This window comes from Ferruginibacter yonginensis (genome assembly GCF_042651465.1).
Classification (GTDB): domain Bacteria; phylum Bacteroidota; class Bacteroidia; order Chitinophagales; family Chitinophagaceae; genus Ferruginibacter; species Ferruginibacter yonginensis.
In genome coordinates this window covers 445380-467979 of sequence record NZ_JBHSCZ010000002.1, presented here as the reverse complement: position 1 = coordinate 467979, position 22600 = coordinate 445380, and the positions used below count along the sequence as shown (strand labels likewise).

Sequence of the window (22600 nt, the reverse complement as noted above, 5' to 3'; positions counted from 1 at the left end):
ACTTTGTTAAGGGCTTTTTTATGCCAGCTATTAACACTGATGATAATGAACGTTTATCTTTGCAGCAATGGCACAAAAAAAACTTTTTCGATTTGCTCAAATTAAATCATTTTCAAATGTTTTAGAGCTTCCCACAAATATGCAAGGCCAATGGCATGCACATTTTAACAACAATAACCCCATTATTTTAGAATTAGCTTGCGGTAGGGGTGAATATACCGTTGGTTTGGCCCAGTTATACCCACATCAAAATTTTATTGGGGTTGATATTAAAGGCAACCGTATGTACATTGGTGCTAAAAAAGCTTTAGAAATGCCCCTCAATAATGCTGCTTTTTTAAGAACACCTATTGAAAAAATTGCAGATTATTTTAAAGAAGGTGAGGTAAATGAAATATGGATTACTTTTCCAGACCCTCAACTGAGGGTATCAAAAGCAAAAAAAAGATTGACCCACCCTCGTTTTTTACGTCAATACCAACAAATTTTACCGAAAGATGGTGTTATTCATTTAAAAACAGATTCTCCTAAATTATATGAGTTTACCAAGCTAGTTATCGAAAGATATGGGCTAATTTTATTGAATGACATGGACGATGCTTATAAAAACGTTGCTATTTCTGAAGCCTTGAAAATTAAAACCCATTACGAAAGTTTAGATATTGCCCAGAGTAAAAAAATACATTATTTAAAATTTCAACTTCCTCCAGTAATTGAAAATATTGATGAAGCACTTCAACTTGAATTAATAGCATTAGCAGCGAAAGAAAATGAGCCAACAGTTTAAAGAAGGTATTGATTATTACTATGATGAGCGAAGGTTGGTGGTGTTAACCTCAACTTATCATTTAAAAAGAGGTCGTTGCTGTGGCAAAGGGTGTACACATTGTCCTTATTTATATGAAAACGTTGCGGAACCACATAAATCGCAATTATTAAAGGAGCGACCACCTATACTAAAATATGGCAACGAAAACACTCCATAATGATATAATATGCCGAATAAACAAGCCGATAAACAATTAAAAGCAGTATCTTCAAAAAAAGACAGCTTTACTTTTTTTGAAGATGTGTATGCCGTTGTAAGACAAATACCCAAAGGCCGAGTAACCACTTATGGTGCAATTGCGGCTTACTTAGGTACAAAACTTTCTGCAAGAATGGTGGGTTGGGCTATGAACGCAGCACACCAACAACACCCAAAAGTACCAGCACACCGTGTAGTAAATAGAAATGGCATGCTCACTGGCAAACACCATTTTGCCACACCTACATTAATGAAAGAATTATTAGAAAAAGAAAAAATTATAGTGAAAGATGATGTAATTGTAGATTTCAATCAACATTTTTGGGATCCTTCGATAGTTTTAGGCCTTTAATTAACCATCTTTCAAATAAAAATATCAATTTATGAGTCAACTTACGCAGGGAACCATCTCTTTCATTAATCATGAAAAAAAATATGCCATGATTGATTATGAAGAAGGAAATAAGAAGAAAACTGTAAGGGCATCGATAGATGAAGCTATTCAAAAACAATTAAAAGCGAAAGGTGTTATCAAAAAAGTACATCATTTTATGATGGGCGATGTTGTGAGTTTTATTGTAAAATTATCTGACAGAGGCGATAGAATGGTTGCCACCCAGCTCGAATTTTTATACAACAATGCTTTGGATGTTTTGGTTAACAAAGCAACCATTCAAAATAAATTTATTGGTTATTTGAAAATGGTAGATGACCAATACTTTGTAAAAGAAATTGACAGCTATTTGTTTTTTCCTGTACCATTTTCAAACTGGCAAATAAAACCAGCTGAAAATGAATTAAACGAACAAGTATTTTTTTCGCTTGAAAACCTGCACAAAAAAGAAAAAATTACCGCTTCATTATTTAATAACAAATACATACCTGCGTTTGAAACAACTGTAAAATTATTCAAATCAAAAACCATTGTAGAAGCGCCAGTTGTTAAAATAACACCACACAGTATTTATGTAACAATTGTTGATGATATACAAGCAAAACTGCCTTTTGAAGATAATATTGCTATTGGTACAATAATACCCGTACAAATAACACACTTAGGTAAAAATAAAATTGCAGTTGAAAAAGCTATTGTAACTGAAGAGTAGGTTTAGTTATAATAGGGTGATATCATTAAGTATACCACTACACCACTTACGGCTACAAAAAACCATACCGGCCAGGTAATTCGTACCAGTTTTTTATGTTTTTCATACTCACCAGTTAATGCCCTGTAAGCTGTAAATAATATAAAAGGTAAAATAATTGCAGCTAAAGGTATATGTGTTAACAATAGTAAATAATATACGATTCTTATAGTACCTGCTTGTGCTTTTTCATCAATGGTTAATATACCGTTATGGTCAATATCACCATATTTTGTGTCGCCTGCCAATAAGTGGTGGGCTATATAACTTAATAAAAATAATACAGATAATGCTATGGCTGCCAACATGATCTTTTTATGCACAGCATAATTGTGTGATTTTGCAGTAAACAATCCTGCAAGTAACAATACAGCCACCAGCGAATTAATTATGGCATTAACTGTTGCGAAAATATGCACGTTAAATGGTAAATCAACTTCTAGTTTGTACTTACTTAAAAATACAACTGCCGCAAATACAACAATTGATACGGCCCAAATAAGCTGTTGGGCCTTTTTATCGTTTTTTACAAGTGATGGTTGTAACATTAATATGGTTTTTTTAATTTTCTATTGCGGTTTAATAAGCCCATTACCAACATAATGATACCTATGCCAACGAATATTACTGGTAAAATGGGTATAAAATCTCTAAAAACAGAAGGTGATTTACGATTCCGTTCCAACATAATGGTTGGTATATCTTTCGCCAACTGGGCCAATTTTACGGTATCAAAACCATTGTACCACCCTCGTATGACCCTATTGGTATCAACCAAAAAGAAATTTTCTGTATGAGGAAAGGCCGTATCTGCACCCACATCGGCAATGCTTGCCTTCATTTCTTTAATGGCAAAATCATAAATATCAGCTTTATCGCCTGTTACAAACCACCAACTATCATGGTTGGCGTTGTACTTATCAGCAAATGCCCTTAATTTAGGCACACTGTCTCTTGTTGGGTCGATGCTAATTGATAAAAATTGTACAATCGTATCGTTTTTGGTATACGAATTTTGTAGTCGTTTCATATTACGAGCCAAGCCAGGACAAATACTCGGGCAAGATGTAAAGAAGAAATCCACGACCAATATTTTCCCTTTCAAATCATCTAACGATACTTTTTTACCTAATTGATTGGTAAATTGAATGTTACGCAATTGATGCCAAACGGTATCATTTATTATTTTACCATTTTTAGTGACGGTGTTTACACTATCATAAAAGTACTTATGTGGCATATGCACAGCATCGCTACTGTAAAATTTTACCAACCAATAACCGGTTAACGGTAACATAATCGCTAGTAAAAGTGCCAGAAATCCTTTTTTATTCACTGCTTAAATTTTTATGTAACACTTGTGCAGTATTACGCTGCAAAGATAACCGCTGCGGCTGTTTAAATATGTTTAAATCATAAAAAAACCACCCCTAAAAAGGTGGTGGTTCAATATTTTTCTTAATTAGAAAATTAATCCTTAGCGCCTTGTTTTACCGGCGTTTGTACTTTTTCAATACTTGGTCTACTACCAGCATTGGTATTTCTTAAATTTTTCCAGCTATTACCATCCCACAAAAAGGCGATAATAAACCAAATAAATAACACCAATGGCACAGTAATCGTCATAATCATGTTTCTAATTTCATCACCTAAGTGCATGAAAACTGAAACAATATAATACGCCTTTAATACCGTTAATACACCAATAACGATTTTAGTACTTAATACAGCTACATGCGACATTGAATCTGCCTTTGCATATAAAAAGTAACCCAACGCAAGTTCTACAATTGTTAAAGCTGATAATACCCAAAATACTTTCCAAATTCTACCAGTGCCTTCAGAGTGTACTGGAGGGTGAGAAATTTCTGGTGAGATAGTATGTTGACTCATAATAATATTATTTTTTAGAATTCAAAAACGTTTTATATAGTGGGAATATAAATTATACCAAATAGAAGCACAAGAATACAAACACCCATACTAAATCCACAAAGTGCCAGTATAAACCTGCTTTTTCAATCATTTCATAATGACCTCTTTGATCAAAATGACCCAATTTGGTTTTAATGTACATTACAATATTAATAACAACACCACTCAATACGTGGAAACCGTGGAAACCTGTAATACCAAAGAAGTAGCTACCAAATGCAGGGCGACCAACATGGTTGATATGGATGCCAGAATTTGCAATTTGATTTACCAAATCATTATGCGATACCGCATGTGCACCTGCAACATGAGCAGCTTCAGCGCCACCGTGGTGAACCGTTGCGGCAATTTTTACCAATTGCTCATGAGGTGTTTTTTGTAAAGCCGCTATCATGGCTTCGTGATCAAGCGGTAAACCCCAAGGGTTTGCACTTGCTGTGGTAGGCATTATTGATAAAGTACCATCATTTAACAATGCCACATGTTCGCCTGTTAATAAATGCGTCCACTCCCAAGCTTGACAACCTAAAAAGGCCAAACCACCTAAAATGGTTAAAATCATGTATTTTTCAACACCTTTTCTGTTCATATGGTGCCCTTCGTGAACGGCTAATACCATGGTTACAGAACTGAAGATGAGGATAAACGTCATTAAACTCACAAATGCAAGCGGTAAATTGGCATGACCAGCAAATGGGAAAGAGTTGAAGACCTTGTTAGGATCTGCCCAATCGTTCACACTAAAACGAATGGTACCATAACTAATAAGAAATGCCCCAAAAGTGAAAGCATCACTCATTAAAAAGTACCACATCATTACTTTTCCATAACTGGCGTTGAATGGGCTTTTACCACCACTCCACCATTTTGTACCTGCCGGTATAGCTGTTGTAGACATAAAATTCTGATTTCCGAATAAATATAAAACTTAAATAAAACGCTTTTTTGAGGCTTTTATCGAATCATCAACAAAAACACTAATAAATACAACCACAATATATCCACAAAATGCCAATACGTACTCATTAACTCAACTGGCACTACACTATAACTCCTCACACTGGTTCTAAATGCTTGCAAACTCATCACTATTAAGGCAATAACACCTCCAATAACGTGCAACGCATGTAAACCAACAATAATGTATAAGAACGAGTAAGAAACATTGGCTTGTAACGTTATACCAATTTTCCACAACTGTTGAAACCCAATTACCTGTAATGCAATAAAAGCAACACCCAAAACCAAAGTCGCAGCCATTAATGAGCGGTATTTGCTCATAGCCCTTTCCTTAAATGCTTTCAATGCCAACATTAATGTAGCGCTACTTGCTACCATTACTGCTGTACTATACCAAAAGGCAACAGGCAAATTGAACGATTGCCAATTGGCTTGGTTGCGCTTAACAATGTAAGCACTGGTTAAACCGGCAAACATCATTAAAATACTTGCAATACCCACCCACAAGGTAAACTTATGCGGATGTATTTTTGATCGTTTCTTTTCCATTACCACGGTATTCATAGCTTAACAGCACTAACTAATTATAAAATATCATCTATTTGATTTTATCAGCCCATAGGCTCAAAAAAACAATCATCAAATAGAAATAAGAACTAAACATTACTTTTCTGGCAGATGGTTTGTCCATTTTCAAAAACAACACTATACTCATCAATACCATCCAAACATTACAAGCTAACACAATCCACATACTTACCAAACCACACATGTGAAAATAATAGGGTAACACTCCTATAGGAATCATCATGGCACTGTACATAATTGTTTGCACAGCGGTAAATTTTGTAGGTCCTTTATCACTGGGTAGTAATTTAAAACCAGCTTTACTGTAATCTTCATGCGCTAACCATGCAATGGCCCAAAAATGAGGGAACTGCCATAAAAACTGAATACCAAATAACACCCAGCCACCCACACTAAAATTATCAGTAGCAGCTACCCAACCAATTAAGCAAGGTAAAGCGCCAGGTAAAGCACCTACCAACACAGCAATGGAGTTTACTTTTTTTAAAGGCGTATAAATAAACCCATAAATAAACAAACTAGCCAAGCCAACCATGGCGCTATTGAAATTGAAAAAGTACCACATCATACCTACACCTAATGCACCTGTAATAAATGCAAAAGTGTATGCTTCAGTAACGCTCATTCTACCACTAGCGATAGGCCTCGTTGCGGTGCGTTTCATCATCGCATCTGTGTCTTTTTCCAAAGCTTGGTTAATGGTATTGGCTGAACCTGTAATACATAAACCTGCTACAAAAAGTAAAAGAACTGATAGTAAAGTATGCCTTGCATACACCGCCTCGTAAGGCGCTATTAAATAACTCACCACTGTACTAAACACCACCATAAAACTCAATGTGAATTTTATGAGCTGAAAGTAATCTTTCATTTTGCTTGCCAACGCAAAACTGGTTGAATTGGCAATGGGTGTTTGTTGTTGCTGTGCCATTGTAAAACTTCTTTTAGCTGCTGCTAAACTCTTATTAGCGATCAGCTAATGGTATCCAGCAAATATTAATGTTTACTCTCATCTGCACCAACTGGTACATCTTGCATAATAAAATCTTTACCATCTTTTGAGTAATCGTATGGCCAACGGTGTACTTCTGGTATTTCACCAACCCAGTTACCATGACCCGGACGAATAGGTGTTGTCCACTCTAATGTATTCGCATTCCAAGGGTTCATCGTGGTTACTTTTCTACCTTTCCAAATACTGTAGAAGAAGTTGATGATGAATAATATTTGCGCTGCAAATACTACCATTGAAACGAAACTGATGAACTCGTTTAAACCACCAAACATTTTGAATGATTCCCAGTTTGAGAAATCATAATAACGACGTGGCATACCTGCCAAACCTTCGTAGTGCATTGGCCAGAAGATACAGTAAGCGCCAATAATAGTGATCCAAAAGTGAATATATGATAAGGTATTGTTCATATACCTACCAAACATTTTTGGATACCAGTGGTAAACACCAGCAAATAAACCAAAGAATGATGCAACCCCCATTACAATGTGGAAATGGGCAATTACAAAATAAGTATCGTGTAAGTGAATATCTAACGCTGAGTTACCTAAGAAGATACCTGTTAAACCACCACTAATAAATAAGCTTACAAAACCAATAGCAAACAACATTGCTGGTGTAAAGCGAATATTACCTCTCCATAATGTTGTTAACCAGTTAAACACTTTAATAGCAGATGGTACCGCAATTAACAATGTTAATAGTACGAAGAACGCTCCTAAGAAAGGATTTAAACCTGTTACAAACATGTGATGCGCCCATACTAAGAATGCCAAAATTGTAATCGCAAACATAGAACCTACCATGGCCATGTAACCAAAAATTGGCTTACGACTGTTTACAGATAATATTTCTGAAGACATACCCATTGCTGGTAACAAAATAATGTAAACCTCTGGGTGACCTAAGAACCAGAATAAATGCTGGAACAAAATTGCACTACCACCTTCGTTTGGTAATACTTTACCTGCTACAACAATATCGCTTAAGAAGAAGCTGGTACCTAAGTTTCTGTCAAATAATAATAAAATAGCACCTGATAATAATACAGGGAATGATAATACACCTAATACCGCAGTGAAGAAGAACGCCCAAATAGTCAAAGGCATTCTCGTCATGCTCATACCTTTGGTACGCATGTTTAATACGGTGGTAATGTAGTTTAAACCTCCTAATAAAGATGATACAATAAAGAAAGCCATACTCACCAACCATAAATCCATACCAATTTTACTACCTGATGATGCATCACCCAAGGCACTTAATGGCGGATATATTGTCCAACCACCACTTGCAGGACCCGTTTGTACAAATAATGATGACAACATTACGATTGATGCCAAGAAAAAGAACCAATAGCTTAAGCAGTTTAGTAACGGCGAAGCCATATCCCTTGCACCAATTTGTAATGGAATTAAAAAGTTTGAGAAAGTACCACTTAAACCTGCAGTTAATACAAAAAACACCAAAATGGTACCATGCATGGTTACCAATGCATAATAAAACTCAGGTTGTATTTTACCGCCTTTTGCCCAATGGCCTAACAAATCTTCTAACCAAGGGAAAGTACTTTGTGGGTAACCTAATTGTAAACGGAAAATTACAGAGAATAAACCTCCAATAAAAGCCCAAATGATACCGGTTACTAAAAATTGTTTTGCAATCGTTTTATGATCTTGACTAAATACGTATTTAGCAATAAACGACTGATGATGTTCATGGTGGTGTTCATCATGATGTGCACCGTGTTGTATTGACTGCCCTACTGATGCCTCATTAATTGTTACTACACTGCTCATTTTATTGAATTTTTATATCTTTTAATTATTTTTTTGCTGGTAATACTGATGCTAAAGCTTTTGCTGTATCGGTGGTTGCAGGTGCTGCGTTAGGGTCTTTTGGCGCCTTATCAGGAAACAAAGTATAGTACTCTGGTTTTTGAGATGCTAACCATTGTTTATACTTTTCAGGAGTTTCAACTACAATAATACCCCTCATTGAAAAATGCCCTTGTCCACACATTTGATCACAACTAATTTCATAGGTGAAATTAGGGTTACCTGTACGTACTTTCATTTCTTCAGTAGTGTACTTTGGTGTAAACCATAAAGTGGTAGGAATACCCGGTACTGCATCCATCTTCATTCTAAAATGTACCAAACCTACATCATGTATAACGTCTTGTGCACCAATAACCAACTTAACAGGAACACCAACTGGCAAGTGCATCTCTTGTGTATGAATATCATCTAAACTATTCACATCTTCAAAATCAACGCCTAAGGTGTTTCCAGATGGTTTATTATAATTGGTGTATTTCTTTTTACCTAAAATACCGTCTTTACCAGGGTAGCGCATTTCCCATGCAAATTGGTGACCTGTAATTTCAACTGTTATTGCATTGGCTGGTGGCTCACCCGTCATTTTAAACCAGTTAATCAAACCAAAAACAACCAATACAGTTAAGAAAATAGCTGGTACAGTTGTCCACAATAATTCTAATTTATTATCATGCGGAAAAAAGTAAGCTTTTCTACCATCTTTTTCCTGATACTTGTACGCAAACCAAAATAATAATATTTGTGTAATTACAAATACCAACCCAGTTACACCAATGGTAAGGTATAACATGAAATCAATTTTTTCACCTTCAACAGAAGCTGAACCTTGTGGAAACAAGGTTTTATTGAAATACCATTCGTTACAAACATACACACCTATAAGGCCCAATACCAAAAAGGCTATCAACATAAAACCGTTGATTTTGTTGTTTTGCTTACGAGTTTTTTCTTCTCCTTTTAATACACTAACATACTCACTGGCTTTTGCAATTTGAAAAATTACTACAAAAACCATGGCAACAATCGCTAATAAAAATAACTCTTTCATTTGTATCTCAATTTTTAGCTTTCTTCACTTATTTGTACGCTGTAAATACTTGTGATTGCAGCGATAATTTACTTTTTTGAGGACGACCTCCTCATTAAAATCTACGATAAAATTACGTATGGTGTATCATACTTTCTTTCAAGAAAGGATGATTTTTCGCAATTAGGGAGTGCTTTGTGAAAAAGCGACCCACACCCCACATAATGATACCTATAAATAGGCAAGCCACACCAAATTCAAAAGGCATTAATTCTGCATTTTCATGCAAAGTGCCCGGCATAACCATTTGATAAAAATCTATCCAGTGACCAAAAATGATTAACACACCCACAAAAGTCACCACCGTCCAATTTCTTTTTGAACCCTTACGCATTAATATCAATAACGGTGCTAAGAAGTTCACTATTAAGTTAAAAAAGAAAATGCCTTTGTACGGACCAGCTTGTGTTGCAGTGCCCAAACGTGCCACAAAATACCTGGTTTCTTCTGGTTGGTTACTATACCAAATCAACATATATTGGCTAAACCATAAATACGTCCAAAATACAGAGAATGCAAACATGAATTTACCAACGTCGTGCAAATGCTCTTCGGTAACATATTCAAGTTGGCCTCTATTTTTTAAGAAGATGATGAAAATTGCCATTAATGATAAGCCAGATACAAACGTACTAGCAAAGGTATACCAACTGTACATGGTACTATACCAATGAGCATCAATACTCATTAACCATAACCAAGGCACCGTTGATGCTACGGTTAAACCAAAAAACACTACATAGTACGATGCGTAAGTAAAGTTGGTATCAATCCACTTTTTAGCTTGTACAATGTCCATCGGACCTGTTTCGTCTGACTTTAAACTTAATGAACGCAATTTAGCACCCAATAAAGACCATAAGCCGATAGAAAGAGCCGACCAAACTATAAAGAAAGTAGGGTTTAAAAAACCTTTTTTACCATTCAATATTTTATCAAAATGTTCTGAGCTTTTGTCGTATAAACTAGCATCTAACCAATGGTAAATATCAGTACGGCCACCATAAACAATTGCCAATAATATTACAAAAGTGATCAAACCTAAAATAGGCACTACACTTGAAATCGCTTCTGGCACCCTACGCAAAGCCACTTGCCAACCACCCATTGCTAAGGTAGTTACGCATATAAAAAACATAGAGGCGTTAACTGTTAATAACCAATACACACTGTTTTGCAACAATACTGCCCAAAAACGTGTACTAGCAACACTTTCGTGGCCAGCAGCGCCATGAGCACCTTCGCCATGTACAGGGTGTGTAAATGGATGATACATTATAAAACCATAAAGTACGGCAAGTAAACCTGCTACAATCAGTCCCCATGTCCATTTTTTATAGCTTGCCGGTAATTGAAATGTGTTGTGATTCATCGAAAATTAATTTGTGTAAATACCTTGGTTTTATGTTGTTAGATTTTCTTTGCTGCTGTTGAATCCTTTGCTGCAGGCGCCGCTGCTGCTTCAGGTTTTGGTTGTAATGTTCTAATGTATTTAATAATCATCCAACGTTGTTGTCTTGATACTTGCGATGCATAACTTCCCATTACACCTCTACCATAAGTTATAGAGTGAAACATGGTACCGTCCGTCATTTTAACATAAGCATCTGCAGTTAAGTTTGCCACACCACCTACATAACCGCCGGTTGCTATTGGGCCATTAGCAACACCCTTTGCACCATGGCAAATAGCACAGTTAATATTGTATAACCTACCTGCTTCTTCCATATCTTTTTTGCTCATTGGAATACTATCATACGGATTTTTTACTGAAGCACTCAATTTATAACCTGCACTATCATTTGGGATGGTGTATGGAAACAATTCACCTCTTTTAATAGTACCATGCGGTGGTATATTGTTATAAAATATTACGTTACCACCTCTTTTACTTTCAATGGTAGTAAACTTGGTGGTATCTCTACCGCCATAGCTTTCGTAGGCACGACTGTACGCCATATCTGGCATATATATTTTACCCGGTTGGCGCTTGCTATCGCAGCTTGCAAAAACAACCGTAGCTACTACCAATATGGTTACTATAAAATTCAGCTTTTTCATTTATCAATTTTCATTAATGCATTAATCAATTAATACCCAAGTTCTTCTCTGTACAATTTTTGCTCTCTGTCGTAGCGACCTATCCACCAGCCACTTTCAGCAGTTTGTACATTTACATCTAAAGCACCTGCTTTCTGTAAAAAACTTTCTACTTCGCTTTGGTTGGTTTTTTCTGTACACTCAATAGCCATTACAAAATGATCATCAGTTGCTCTTGGGCTAAAGTGATGCTTTTTAACAAATGGCGCTAATTGACATAAGTAACAAAAGGTTAATACCATACCAACCGCAGAAAATAAAACGGTTAATTCAAATGTAATAGGTATCCAAGCTGGCAATGCAAAATGCGGCTTACCACCAACGTTTAAAGGCCAATCTTTTGTAAACACCCAGCTAATGAAACTCAACGCTGTAGTTGTACCTGTAATGGCATAAATAAACCCTGCTGTGTGCAAGCTTGTTTCTCTTAAACCCATTGCATGATCTAAACCATGCACCGGAAATGGTGTGTACACATCATGAATTTTGTAGCCTGCCTTTCTTACGTTTTTTACCGCAGGAAAAAGCACTGCTTCATCATCAAAAGAACCTACCACAAATTTTTTAATTCCGCTCATATAATTAATTAATAACTATTGTAAATATTGTGCTTTTATTAGTGTGCATGTTCTACTTCTTCAATGTAAAACTTCTCTGCGTCTGCCTTTTCAATATCACTCATTTTTACTTTGTAGTTTTCACCACTTGTTTTTAAGATAGATTTGATTTCGGCTACCGCAATAACTGGGAAGTATTTCGCAAATAAGAAGAAACAAGTAAAGAACAAACCAAAAGTACCTAAGTAGAAACCAATTTCATAGATACTTGGGCTGTAGTAAGTACTCCAGCTCGATGGTAAGAAATCTCTGTAAACCGATGTTACAATAATTACGAAACGCTCATACCACATACCAATGTTTACGATGATACTCATAAAGAAAGTAACCGTAATATTTCTTCTCAACTTCTTGCTCCAGAATAACTGCGGCGATACCACGTTACAGAACATCATTAAGTAATAACTCCAACCATATGGGCTAAATATATTACCCCTGTTTTCAAAGAAAGCTGCTAACTCGTAAGGGTTTTGGCCATACCAAGCAATAAACAACTCCGTTAAATAAGCGATACCTACAATACTACCCGTTAATACAATTACCTTGTTCATCGCTTCAATGTGACCAATTGTAATATAATCTTGTAGGTTTAATACTTTTCTTACAATAATTAAAAGGGTTTGTACCATTGCAAAACCAGAAAAAATAGCCCCTGCTACGAAGTAAGGAGGGAAGATGGTGGTGTGCCAACCTGGTACTACTGATGTTGCAAAGTCAAAAGATACAATGGTGTGTACTGATAATACCAATGGTGTACTTAAACCTGCTAATACCAATGATAATGATTCATGGCGTTGCCAGTGTTTGGTACTACCTGTCCAACCAAAAGCAGCCATACCGTACATCATTTTACGGAACTTGGTTTTTGCCCTGTCTCTTACCGTTGCAAAATCTGGCAACAAACCAGAATACCAGAATAATAATGATACTGTGAAATAAGTTGAAATAGCAAATACGTCCCATAACAATGGTGAGTTAAAATTCACCCATAACGGACCTCTTGTGTTTGGGTAAGGCAATACGAAGAACGCCATCCACACACGACCCATGTGCCATATTGGAAACTGACCAGCACATATTACCGCAAAAATCGTCATCGCCTCTGCTGCACGGTTTACACCCGTTCTCCAACCTTGGCGGAATAATAATAAAATTGCAGAAATAAGTGTACCAGCATGACCAATACCTACCCACCATACGAAGTTGGTAATATCCCAACCCCAACCGATGGTTTTATTTAAGTTCCATTGGCCAATACCATAAGTAACCTCTCTGTAGATGCTGTATACACCAAACATGAGCAATGCTACACTGATGTAAAAACCAATATACCAAAGCTTACTCGGCTTCATTTCAATAGGGCTGATGATATCTTCCGTTACTTGATGGTAATCTTTGTTACCATCTACCAGCGGTTCCCTTTGTTGCGATTCGTATTTGAGTAGTGACATATATTTTTCAGCTTAAGCCTTATAATTTATTTTTCTTCTTTCTAATTATGCAGTTGCTTTTTCCTCTTTTTTTGCACCTGCTTCATGGTGCTCTTCTTCATGGCCGTTGTTTACCAACCTATCCGTATTACGTACTTTAGCCAAGTAGCTCACATTCGGTAAAACGTGTAATTGCTCTAATACATAGAAATTACGGTTAACCTGATCTACGTGTCTGATTTTGTAAACATCACTTTCTTTATCGTTTACGTTACCGAAGCTAATGGCGTTGGTAGGACAAGCCTGTGCACAAGCTACTTTTACATTACGAACCAATGAAGGATCTTGTTGTTTTTTAGCTTCTAACTTGCTATCCTGTAAACGTTGTACACAGAAAGAACATTTTTCAATAACACCTCTACCACGTACAGTAACATCAGGGTTTAATACCATTCTTGTTAAGTCATCATTCATTTGAGCAATAACTTCATTGGTATCAACGCCAATAAGTGGTTGTTGGTTGTCGCTAAAACTATCAGATCCGTTATAATCTAACCAGTTGAAACGACGAACTTTATACGGACAGTTGTTTGCACAATACCTTGTACCAATACAACGGTTATAAGTCATTTGGTTTAAACCTTCACTACTATGGTTTGTAGCTGCTACCGGACAAACGTTTTCACAAGGAGCGTTGTCGCAGTGTTGGCACATCATTGGCTGAAATACCACATCTGGGTTTTCTAAATCACCCGTAAAGTAACGGTCAATACGCAACCAGTGCATTTCGTGTGCTCTTTGTACTTGTATTTTACCTACAACACTCACGTTGTTTTCTGCATTACAAGCCACTACACAAGCACTACAACCTGTACATGTATTTAAATCAATGCTCATACCCCATTTAACGCCCGGACGGTCATATTGTGGGTAAATAGTAGCATCTCTTTCAAAATCTGTTTTACCTTCTGGCGTAATACCTTCAAGCTCTTCCCTTAATTCTGCTAACAACGCAGTAGGGTCTTTACGGTAGCTCGTTAAATTAGTTTCGTAAAATACAGGGCGCCCTTCAGTAAAAGCATGCACCTGTGTTTGTGCTAAAGCATAAGTAGCATCGGTTTTAACCGCTGTTGCATTTACGCCATAACTAATAGTAGTACCATTAAATTGTGCTAAAGGATATGCATTTTTACCTGCACCGTACGCTGCTCTACCAATACGCTCAAGGTTTACAGCAGCATCAGTATTAGCACTGGTTCTACCATAACCAACAGCAATACCAATGGTTGCGTTGTTCATACCCGGCACAATCAAAGCAGGTAATTCTAACGATTTTCCATTAACCGTAATTTTCATTACTGGTTTTTCTGGGAAAACCTCATATTTATCAGCATCTTTTTTATTAGGATTGGTAACATCAAAACCAAACATTGCTTTAGCCATTGCTGGGCCAATTAATGCATAGTTATCCCATGTTACTTTTGAAATAGGATCAGGCAACTCTTGTAACCAAGGGTTGTTGGCTTGCGCACCTGTGCCAACACCTATTTTTTGATACAATACCACTTCAAATTCAGCACCTTTTATTGCAGCAATTTTGCTTGTAGCATCTGCAACTGCTGCGCTGTTAAATGTAGCTGCTGCTGGTGTAGTGGCAGTTTCTATCACACCATCTTGCAAAGCCTTATCCCATAAATTGGTGCTGTTTAATTTAGCTGACCAATATGCTTTGAAATAATTTTCGTAAGCATCAGTACTTGCTGGTGTTGCAGGTACCGACATTGAGTTAGCTGGCGCAGGCGATTTGGTGCTATCAACCACTGCAACCGCAGGGGTAGTAACTGCTGCTAAACCAGCCCATTTAATTAATGATGATTGGTAAGGACGAGTTTTGAATAATGGGTTAATGATTGGCTGAATCATACTAACATGACCCGTTACAGGCTCAGCATCACCCCAACTTTCTAACCAATGGTGTGTTGGTAAAATGTATTTACAGTTTTCAGCTGTTTCATCTAATGTGCCATTGAATGAAACACTTACAGGTACTTTTGATAATGCTTGTGCAAACTTAGCACCATCAAAATAACTATAAACAGGGTTACAATCAGCAATAAGTACGGCACCAATTGCACCGCTGCTCATTTCGTTGGTTAGTTGTACCATTTCGGCATCAATACCTTTACGGGTATTGGTTGTAGCCGCCCAATTAATGGTAGTACCATTGGCACCAATCGCTTCGTTAATAGCGTTTACTATAATTTGTACATTAACATCGTTGCTACCGCTTACTACCAAAGCATTGCCTTTGTTAGCTGCTAATAAAGCCGCTGCTTGGTCAATACCTTTTAATAAACGAGCATCTTTTAAACCACTAGCAGCACCGCCATTTAACTTTGCTAAAATAGCTAAAGCAACAGCGCCTGTTTCAGATGGTTTATGTGTATAACGATCATCAGCATTACTACCCGTTAAGCTCATAATGCTTTCGAATTGTATGTGACGATTTAATTCTGGATTTTTTCCGTTTACTTTTTTGTTAGCTGCATATTGCTTGCTGTAAATGGCACCATTTAACCAAGTACCTAAAAAATCAGCACCTAAACTAACAATAGCTTTTGCCTTATCAAAATGATAAGATGGTAACGCTTTTTTACCATAAGTGGCTTCGTTCGCTAACAACATACCACTGTAACTTACGGCATCGTACTGTACGTGACGGCTACCAGGGTATTTCGCTAAAAACTCAGTAATTAATTGTAATGTAGAAGGAGAGTGAACGGTTGATGTAAGTAATACCACAGGTTTACCAGCTACACCAGCCATTGCTTCAGCAATCATTTTATCGAAGCTTTCAAAACTAGTAACTTCTTTAAAATCGTTGCCCGACTTTTGTAAAGGATGACGTAAACGTGTAGGATCATATAAATCTAACACAGATGCTTGTGCTTGTGCACTAGTAGCGCCTTGTGATAAAGTTGATAATTCGTTCCCCTCTATTTTAATAGGACGACCATCTCTTTGCTTTACTACTACACTGATAGCATCGCCACCATTTACATAAGTAGAAGCATAATAATTAGGTACACCTAAAATAACATTATCTGGTCTTTGTAAATAAGGTACCGCTTTACGTACCGGCATTTCACAACTTGCAGCAATTGCAGCCGCAGCTGTACTAAAACCTAGATATTTTAAGAAATCTCTTCTCGGCGTTTTAGCGTCCAATAATCCTTTTCCGTCAAGATCTTCTATCGGTAGCAATTCTTCTTGAAACTCTTTTTCTGCTGATTGTTTAAATCTGTCAGAGTTGGTAAGGTCTCCAAAATTTTGCCAGTACAACTTATTACTCATATTACAATTTGAAAATTCGAAAAATTTAAACCTGCTTTAAACAAGGGTTATAACAACCCGAGTTTGTTGATATGCGTTGTGATTAATAGTGACATTTTTGACACTCAGTACCACCAATTTTTTCAACCGTTACGCTGTCCATTTTCTTGTTCTTTAAATCTGTATGGAACTTTTCGTAAATGCTGTAAAATTTGTTACCAGTGCTATCTGCCTTGTTGTAAAAATCAACTTTTGATTCTCTGTGACAGTTAATACACCATCCCATACTTAAATCAGAAAACTGATACACTTCTGGCATTTCTTGAATATTGCCATGGCAGGTTTGACATTGTTGCTTACCTACTTTAATGTGTTGGCTATGGTTGAAGTATACGTGGTCAGGTAAGTTGTGAATTTTTACCCACTCAATCGGACGAGAACCATCTGGAGCACCGTCACCATTGTTATCTGGGTTATATGCCTTGGTTTCTGGGTTCCAACCGGCGTAAGCATATAGTTTTTGAATTTCTGCAGTACCATTCACTTGTGTACCATCTTCTTTTACAATGGCTTCACCTTTGTATTCTTTAATAGACATGTGACAGTTCATACAAACGTTCACCGATGGTATGCTACCCGATTTACTATCTTGTGCACCACCATGGCAGTATAAACAACTAATTTGGTTAGTTCCAGCATGTACTTTGTGAGAGTAATAAATAGGCTGCTCTGGTTGGTAGTTTTGCATTCTACCTAAACCCATTGCACCGTTAATAGTATAATAACCACCCAAACCAAACAATAACAAAACCGCCGACATTAAATAGGTTTTGTTTCTATAAAAAGGTACTGGTTCGCCTCTCAACACACCTTCTTTATCGTCAGATAATTTGCGGAGGTTACTATTTACTTGTAATAATATAAATGCAACAATAGCTAAAATCAAAGTTAAAATACCAAACATTAAAGAACTGTTGCTATCTTCCGGAGCACCTACTGCACCAGGCTTGCCTGAAGTAGGTTCGGGTGCTTTATATGCATCACAATAGTCTAAAATAGCATCAATTTCAGCTTTCTTTAAATTGGGGAAAGCGGTCATAATGGTCGGCTTCCATTTTTCAGCCAAACCTTTTGCATAGGCATCAGAAGCAATCATGCCCGATGGGTTAGCCACCCACTTGTACACCCAATCTTTCGATGGTTCACGATCCCTTGCACCTTTTAATGCCGGCCCGGTATAATCTTGATCAGGCTTATGACAGTTAGCACACTGGGCTTTAAAAATAGCCTCTCCTTCCCCTTGAGCAAACGCATTATTATTCGAAACAAACGCAATGATAATAAGGCTTGCAACAAACCGATACATGAATTTTTTATAGCGAATCATACAATTAAGCCGGGTTTTTTTGTGGAAAATAATGAAACCCTTTGCAAAAATAAGACAGGATATTGACAAACTATCAACATTTTTTTATTTTTTTTAAATGATTTTCAACGAGAAATGACTAAACAGCCCACCGTACAATAATTGATTGTCATAAAAATGTAAGTGATTAAAAAATAAAATTTAAAGCAGCTACAGCTATTCAAAAATTTTATTAGATTTTTGCCACATGTTAAAAAAACTGCAATCAAAATGGGGGGTTAGTGCATTACAACTCCTACTCATAATAGCCACTTTTGCAGTAGGAGGTAGCCTTTGTGGCTATGCTGGCAGAAAAATATTGGCGCTAACACCGCTTGATAAAGGGTTGCTGTGGGTTATTTTATACGTTATTATCGTTACTATATTATGGCCCGTAGCTGTAATTTTAGTTAGCATACCGCTTGGTCAATTTAAATTTTTTAAAAATTACCTACATAAAATGTTTACCAAAATATCCGGTTCATCTAAAAAACAGCAGCCCCAATAATGATCAATATTGCCCTATTTGCAAGCGGTGCTGGTAGCAATGCAGCGGTTATCATCAAAACCTTACACCAATATATTACACCACAAGAGGCTAACGTTGCCGTAATAATTACCAATAATGAAAACGCAGGTGTAATAAACATTGCTCATGCTAACAATATACCCGTTGCCATTATCAACCTTAAAAAGAAAGACGAAGCCGCCCAAACCGACATTTACCAAACTGTTTTAGAGCAATATAATATTGATTTTATTGTACTAGCAGGTTATTTAAAGAAAATACCAGCTGCAATAACCCATGCTTTTCCCCAACAAATTATAAATATTCACCCAGCCTTGTTACCAGCCTACGGCGGACCGGGCATGTACGGCACAAAGGTGCATGAGGCTGTTATTGCAGCTGGTGAACAACAAAGCGGCATTACCATACATTATGTAGATGAAGTGTACGACCATGGTGCTATAATATTTCAAGCTACTTGTGCAGTAGAAGCAACGGATACCCCCGATAGCTTGGCCCAAAAAATACACCAACTAGAACACCAATGGTTTACAAAAACAATAGCACAAGTGTTACAATCGCAAAAATGACGTTAAAATAGCAACAGTATATCTATTTGCGACGTAATATTACCATCTCAAAAAATTAACGGTTTGCGATTATTTATTACCAGCTTTCTTTTATGGGTAGGTATTGCACCATTACAGGCACAAATTACTGTAAGTGGCACTGTGCTCGATAATTCAAAACTTAATTATGTTGAAGGTGTACGTGTGCTCAGCACTCAAGGCAAAATGAGCTATACCGATTCGCTAGGTCGCTATAATATTACAACGCAAAAAGGTGACTCCCTCTTTTTTATATACAACAATAAACCCACACAAAAGTTTGCCGTAAATAAAATTGGGAATTATAACCAGTTTGATATTGCCCTATTAGTACCTGTAAAAAGCAAATACAGCGTTTTAAAAGAAGTGGTGGTATACTCCAAAAGTTATAAAGAAGATTCAATTGAAAACCGCCAAAACTATGCTTCTATATTTTCATACAATAAACCTCGTTTTGAAACATCGGTTGTGCCAGGTGGTGGGGTTGGGTTAGATGTAAATGAATTGATTAACATGTTTCGTTTTAGAAGAAACAAAAGCCTGAAAAAATTTCAACAACGCCTCGAAACAGAGGAGCAAGAAAAATACGTGAACTATCGTTTTAGCAAAAACAATGTAAAACGTATTACCCAATTGAAAGGCGCTGCTTTAGATACTTTTTTGGTATGGTACCGCCCTAGCTATGAGTTTACGAGTAAAAGCAGCGAAATACAATTTAACCAATACGTACTCAACGCTAGCTATCATTTTAAGCGAACCTATAACATTGGTACAGGCGAAGCTAAATTAGAAAAACCGACTACACTTTAGTAACCTGCTAATTTTTCAATAACATCATGCAAACGGCTATATGCCATAAAGTTTTTCTCTAAATCAATATTAAACGGTATTGGAGTATCTAAACTTGCACAACGCATCACCGGTGCATCTAGTTGGTCAAAACAATGCTCCCCAATCCATGCAGCGATTTCGCCACCAAAACCACCAGTAAGCGTATCTTCATGTAACACCACCACTTTACCGGTGCGTTGTACAGCTGCTGCAATCGCATCATAATCTAACGGTAATAAAGAGCGTAAATCTAAAATATCTAACGAAATGTTTGGGTGGTTTTTTGCATAATCCAACGCCCAATGTACCCCTGCGCCATAGGTAATAACGCTAATATCTGTACCAGCTTGTATATGCCTTGCTTTACCAATGGGTACTTCATAATACCCATTAGGCACCGGGCCACTAATACTTCTATACAATGCTTTGTGTTCAAAAAACATCACAGGGTTAGGGTCATTTATGGCGGCTATCAGCAATCCCTTAGCGTCTTCTGGTGCGCTTGGGTACACTACTTTTAAACCAGGTGTATGAGCAAACCAAGCTTCGTTGCTTTGGCTGTGAAAAGGACCAGCACCCACACCGCCGCCAGTGGGCATACGCACCACCACATCGGCATTTTGGCCCCAACGATAATGTATTTTAGCTAGGTTGTTAATTATTTGGTTAAAACCCACAGTTACAAAATCAGCAAACTGCATTTCAACCACTGATTTAAATCCTTCTAAACTGAGGCCCAACGCAGTACCAATAATGGCACTCTCACACAGGGGTGTATTACGTACCCGATGTTTACCATACACAGCTACCATGCCTTCGGTTACTTTAAATGCACCGCCATACTCAGCAATATCTTGCCCCATTAATACAAGTTGCGGATGTTGATCCATACTCATTTTCAACGCATCGCTAATGGCGTTAATAAATTTTTTGTCGGATGTAAAACCCGTTTCTTTATACGTTACCGCATCATTGTGCAACATTGTTGCGCCAAAATGTTCCGTAACCTTTTTATATACATCGGCTACCTCCACTTCGGTATGAGGCACAATATTTTGGGCTTCAAAAGCAATGGCCAACTCTGCCTCTATATAGGCTTTGGTATCGTTTTTAATGGCGGCAATTGTAGCAGTACTCATGCGTTTATCGTTTACCAACCATGCTTCAAAATTTTTAACAGGGTCTTTTTGTTCCCATTGCTGAAACAGCTCTGGTGGTACATATTTTACACCACTAGCTTCCTCGTGCCCCCTCATCCTAAACGTGATACACTCAATAAAATAGGGCTTTTGATGGCTAATACAATAATCACGAACACCTTTAATGGTGTCATATACTTCTAAAATATTGTTACCATCTATTCGTATACCTTCCATGCCGTAACCCTTAGCTTTATCTACCAAGCTTTCACAGCGGTACTGCTCATTTACAGGTGTGCTAAGGCCATAACCATTGTTTTCAATGATAAAAATTACGGGTAAGTCCCACACAGCAGCCGTGTTCAACGCTTCATGAAAATCACCTTCGCTAGTGCCTCCATCGCCACTAAAAGCAACCGCTACTTTTTGTTCGCCTTTTAGTTTATACGCCAATGCAGCGCCATCTGCCAAAGCCAACTGCGGACCTAAATGCGATATCATACCACATACATAATGCGGTGCACTACCAAAATGAAAGCTACGTTCCCTACCATTGCTATAGCCTTCTTTATTGCCTTGCCACTGCATAAATAATTTGTGCAAGGGCATGTTTCTACCAGTAAATACACCTAAGTTGCGGTGCAAGGGCATAATCCACTCCTGTTGTTGTAATGCGGCGGTTACACCTACGGCAATAGCTTCTTGTCCAATTCCGCTGAACCATTTTGATATTTTACCTTGGCGCAACAACACCAACATTTTTTCCTCAATCATACGAGGTAATAAAATGGCTTTATACAGTTCAGTTAGTTGCTCGGTGGTGTACCCTTTATCATTAAAATTCATGTTGCGAAGATAATGGCTTGCGTATTTTAAAAAATCATTGGGGGGTTGAAATAGACCTATAAGGTTTTTAAAACCTTATAGGTCTTTATTGAATTACCACTGGTGGAATAAATGGTGTAGGTACGGCATTATTCGGAAATAAAGTAGACAACAAATAATTAACCATTCAAAATGCAGTTTTTTTA

At 37.2% G+C, this 22600-nt stretch carries 22 protein-coding genes; 7 read left to right on the top strand and 15 right to left on the bottom strand.

Features of this window, described 5'->3' with window-relative positions; genetic code table 11:
- Positions 1 to 67 precede the first annotated feature (67 nt).
- From trmB to ACFOWM_RS09190, 4 genes are read left to right on the top strand one after another with little or no spacing between them, the layout of a single operon-like run.
- Positions 68 to 787, top strand: coding sequence for a tRNA (guanosine(46)-N7)-methyltransferase TrmB (gene trmB, locus ACFOWM_RS09205; protein WP_379709119.1), 720 nt, complete (start codon positions 68 to 70; stop codon positions 785 to 787).
- Positions 771 to 986 (top strand): DUF5522 domain-containing protein, encoded by a 216-nt coding sequence (locus tag ACFOWM_RS09200; RefSeq protein ID WP_379709117.1) that lies wholly within the window; start codon positions 771 to 773, stop codon positions 984 to 986. Before trmB ends, ACFOWM_RS09200 begins: the two co-directional genes overlap by 17 nt.
- A gap of 9 nt (positions 987 to 995) precedes the next feature.
- A complete protein-coding gene (locus ACFOWM_RS09195) occupies positions 996 to 1379 on the top strand; it encodes an MGMT family protein (protein ID WP_379709115.1) in 384 nt (127 codons plus the stop codon).
- A 31-nt stretch (positions 1380 to 1410) separates the two neighbouring features.
- Complete coding sequence (locus ACFOWM_RS09190; RefSeq protein ID WP_379709113.1) at positions 1411 to 2133, top strand: hypothetical protein; 723 nt, start codon at positions 1411 to 1413, stop codon at positions 2131 to 2133.
- A 2-nt stretch (positions 2134 to 2135) separates the two neighbouring features.
- Here ACFOWM_RS09190 and ACFOWM_RS09185 read toward each other — a convergent pair whose 3' ends face one another.
- The 14 genes from ACFOWM_RS09185 to ACFOWM_RS09120 form a co-directional block, all read right to left on the bottom strand.
- Positions 2136 to 2720, bottom strand: a complete 585-nt coding sequence (locus ACFOWM_RS09185; protein ID WP_379709111.1) for a DUF420 domain-containing protein — start codon at positions 2718 to 2720, stop codon at positions 2136 to 2138.
- The gene (locus ACFOWM_RS09180; RefSeq protein WP_379709109.1) at positions 2720 to 3508 is read right to left on the bottom strand and encodes an SCO family protein; all 789 of its coding nucleotides are present in this window, start codon (positions 3506 to 3508) and stop codon (positions 2720 to 2722) included. Before ACFOWM_RS09180 ends, ACFOWM_RS09185 begins: the two co-directional genes overlap by 1 nt.
- Before the next feature lie 134 nt (positions 3509 to 3642).
- Complete coding sequence (locus tag ACFOWM_RS09175; RefSeq protein ID WP_379709107.1) at positions 3643 to 4065, bottom strand: cytochrome C oxidase subunit IV family protein; 423 nt, start codon at positions 4063 to 4065, stop codon at positions 3643 to 3645.
- Between the two features lie 52 nt (positions 4066 to 4117).
- Positions 4118 to 5005, bottom strand: a complete 888-nt coding sequence (locus ACFOWM_RS09170) for a cytochrome c oxidase subunit 3 (protein ID WP_379709105.1) — start codon at positions 5003 to 5005, stop codon at positions 4118 to 4120.
- Positions 5006 to 5061: 56 nt separating this feature from the next.
- A complete protein-coding gene (locus ACFOWM_RS09165; RefSeq protein WP_379709103.1) occupies positions 5062 to 5616 on the bottom strand; it encodes a cytochrome c oxidase subunit 3 in 555 nt (184 codons plus the stop codon).
- 49 nt (positions 5617 to 5665) lie between these two features.
- Complete coding sequence (gene cyoE / locus ACFOWM_RS09160) at positions 5666 to 6586, bottom strand: heme o synthase (protein ID WP_379709101.1); 921 nt, start codon at positions 6584 to 6586, stop codon at positions 5666 to 5668.
- A 65-nt stretch (positions 6587 to 6651) separates the two neighbouring features.
- Positions 6652 to 8469: a cytochrome c oxidase subunit I gene (locus ACFOWM_RS09155; RefSeq protein ID WP_379709099.1), complete on the bottom strand. Its 1818-nt coding sequence runs from the start codon at positions 8467 to 8469 to the stop codon at positions 6652 to 6654.
- A gap of 25 nt (positions 8470 to 8494) precedes the next feature.
- Entirely contained in the window at positions 8495 to 9559 is a 1065-nt protein-coding gene (locus tag ACFOWM_RS09150) for a cytochrome c oxidase subunit II (RefSeq protein ID WP_379709097.1), read from the bottom strand.
- 112 nt (positions 9560 to 9671) lie between these two features.
- Positions 9672 to 10970: a quinol:cytochrome C oxidoreductase gene (locus tag ACFOWM_RS09145; RefSeq protein ID WP_379709095.1), complete on the bottom strand. Its 1299-nt coding sequence runs from the start codon at positions 10968 to 10970 to the stop codon at positions 9672 to 9674.
- A 38-nt stretch (positions 10971 to 11008) separates the two neighbouring features.
- Positions 11009 to 11659 carry a c-type cytochrome gene (locus ACFOWM_RS09140; protein ID WP_379709093.1) on the bottom strand — a complete coding sequence of 217 codons (651 nt, stop codon included), beginning with the start codon at positions 11657 to 11659 and terminating at the stop codon, positions 11009 to 11011.
- A 29-nt stretch (positions 11660 to 11688) separates the two neighbouring features.
- Positions 11689 to 12276, bottom strand: a complete 588-nt coding sequence (locus ACFOWM_RS09135; protein ID WP_379709091.1) for a DUF3341 domain-containing protein — start codon at positions 12274 to 12276, stop codon at positions 11689 to 11691.
- A gap of 38 nt (positions 12277 to 12314) precedes the next feature.
- A complete protein-coding gene (gene nrfD / locus ACFOWM_RS09130) occupies positions 12315 to 13766 on the bottom strand; it encodes an NrfD/PsrC family molybdoenzyme membrane anchor subunit (protein WP_379709089.1) in 1452 nt (483 codons plus the stop codon).
- A 45-nt stretch (positions 13767 to 13811) separates the two neighbouring features.
- Positions 13812 to 17099 carry a TAT-variant-translocated molybdopterin oxidoreductase gene (locus tag ACFOWM_RS09125; protein ID WP_379709087.1) on the bottom strand — a complete coding sequence of 1096 codons (3288 nt, stop codon included), beginning with the start codon at positions 17097 to 17099 and terminating at the stop codon, positions 13812 to 13814.
- Between the two features lie 82 nt (positions 17100 to 17181).
- Positions 17182 to 18444 (bottom strand): c-type cytochrome, encoded by a 1263-nt coding sequence (locus ACFOWM_RS09120; RefSeq protein WP_379709085.1) that lies wholly within the window; start codon positions 18442 to 18444, stop codon positions 17182 to 17184.
- Between the two features lie 247 nt (positions 18445 to 18691).
- On the opposite strand from ACFOWM_RS09120, the gene ACFOWM_RS09115 reads away from it, so the two are divergent.
- The 3 genes from ACFOWM_RS09115 to ACFOWM_RS09105 all read left to right on the top strand — a co-directional run bounded on the left by ACFOWM_RS09115 (position 18692) and on the right by ACFOWM_RS09105 (position 20409).
- Positions 18692 to 18991, top strand: coding sequence for a DUF6787 family protein (locus ACFOWM_RS09115; RefSeq protein WP_379709083.1), 300 nt, complete (start codon positions 18692 to 18694; stop codon positions 18989 to 18991).
- Positions 18991 to 19581 carry a phosphoribosylglycinamide formyltransferase gene (gene purN, locus ACFOWM_RS09110; protein ID WP_379709081.1) on the top strand — a complete coding sequence of 197 codons (591 nt, stop codon included), beginning with the start codon at positions 18991 to 18993 and terminating at the stop codon, positions 19579 to 19581. Before ACFOWM_RS09115 ends, purN begins: the two co-directional genes overlap by 1 nt.
- Positions 19582 to 19644: 63 nt before the next feature.
- Positions 19645 to 20409: a hypothetical protein gene (locus ACFOWM_RS09105; RefSeq protein WP_379709079.1), complete on the top strand. Its 765-nt coding sequence runs from the start codon at positions 19645 to 19647 to the stop codon at positions 20407 to 20409.
- Here ACFOWM_RS09105 and ACFOWM_RS09100 read toward each other — a convergent pair.
- A complete protein-coding gene (locus ACFOWM_RS09100) occupies positions 20406 to 22415 on the bottom strand; it encodes an alpha-ketoacid dehydrogenase subunit alpha/beta (RefSeq protein ID WP_379709077.1) in 2010 nt (669 codons plus the stop codon). The two genes, ACFOWM_RS09105 and ACFOWM_RS09100, sit on opposite strands and share 4 nt — an antisense overlap.
- Positions 22416 to 22600 lie beyond the last annotated feature (185 nt).

Excerpts from the sequence above, each read along its gene's own strand:
- nrfD (WP_379709089.1), bottom strand. The coding sequence starts at position 13,766 with ATGTCACTACTCAAATACGAATCGCAACAAAGGGAACCGCTGGTAGAT.
- cyoE (WP_379709101.1), bottom strand. The coding sequence starts at position 6,586 with ATGGCACAGCAACAACAAACACCCATTGCCAATTCAACCAGTTTTGCG.
- ACFOWM_RS09195 (WP_379709115.1), top strand. The coding sequence starts at position 996 with ATGCCGAATAAACAAGCCGATAAACAATTAAAAGCAGTATCTTCAAAA.
- ACFOWM_RS09185 (WP_379709111.1), bottom strand. The coding sequence starts at position 2,720 with ATGTTACAACCATCACTTGTAAAAAACGATAAAAAGGCCCAACAGCTT.
- ACFOWM_RS09200 (WP_379709117.1), top strand. The coding sequence starts at position 771 with ATGAGCCAACAGTTTAAAGAAGGTATTGATTATTACTATGATGAGCGA.
- ACFOWM_RS09145 (WP_379709095.1), bottom strand. The coding sequence starts at position 10,970 with ATGAATCACAACACATTTCAATTACCGGCAAGCTATAAAAAATGGACA.
- ACFOWM_RS09135 (WP_379709091.1), bottom strand. The coding sequence starts at position 12,276 with ATGAGCGGAATTAAAAAATTTGTGGTAGGTTCTTTTGATGATGAAGCA.
- ACFOWM_RS09170 (WP_379709105.1), bottom strand. The coding sequence starts at position 5,005 with ATGTCTACAACAGCTATACCGGCAGGTACAAAATGGTGGAGTGGTGGT.
- ACFOWM_RS09100 (WP_379709077.1), bottom strand. The coding sequence starts at position 22,415 with ATGAATTTTAATGATAAAGGGTACACCACCGAGCAACTAACTGAACTG.
- ACFOWM_RS09120 (WP_379709085.1), bottom strand. The coding sequence starts at position 18,444 with ATGTATCGGTTTGTTGCAAGCCTTATTATCATTGCGTTTGTTTCGAAT.
- ACFOWM_RS09150 (WP_379709097.1), bottom strand. The coding sequence starts at position 9,559 with ATGAAAGAGTTATTTTTATTAGCGATTGTTGCCATGGTTTTTGTAGTA.
- ACFOWM_RS09115 (WP_379709083.1), top strand. The coding sequence starts at position 18,692 with ATGTTAAAAAAACTGCAATCAAAATGGGGGGTTAGTGCATTACAACTC.
- ACFOWM_RS09175 (WP_379709107.1), bottom strand. The coding sequence starts at position 4,065 with ATGAGTCAACATACTATCTCACCAGAAATTTCTCACCCTCCAGTACAC.
- ACFOWM_RS09155 (WP_379709099.1), bottom strand. The coding sequence starts at position 8,469 with ATGAGCAGTGTAGTAACAATTAATGAGGCATCAGTAGGGCAGTCAATA.
- ACFOWM_RS09140 (WP_379709093.1), bottom strand. The coding sequence starts at position 11,659 with ATGAAAAAGCTGAATTTTATAGTAACCATATTGGTAGTAGCTACGGTT.
- ACFOWM_RS09125 (WP_379709087.1), bottom strand. The coding sequence starts at position 17,099 with ATGAGTAATAAGTTGTACTGGCAAAATTTTGGAGACCTTACCAACTCT.
- purN (WP_379709081.1), top strand. The coding sequence starts at position 18,991 with ATGATCAATATTGCCCTATTTGCAAGCGGTGCTGGTAGCAATGCAGCG.
- trmB (WP_379709119.1), top strand. The coding sequence starts at position 68 with ATGGCACAAAAAAAACTTTTTCGATTTGCTCAAATTAAATCATTTTCA.
- ACFOWM_RS09190 (WP_379709113.1), top strand. The coding sequence starts at position 1,411 with ATGAGTCAACTTACGCAGGGAACCATCTCTTTCATTAATCATGAAAAA.
- ACFOWM_RS09165 (WP_379709103.1), bottom strand. The coding sequence starts at position 5,616 with ATGGAAAAGAAACGATCAAAAATACATCCGCATAAGTTTACCTTGTGG.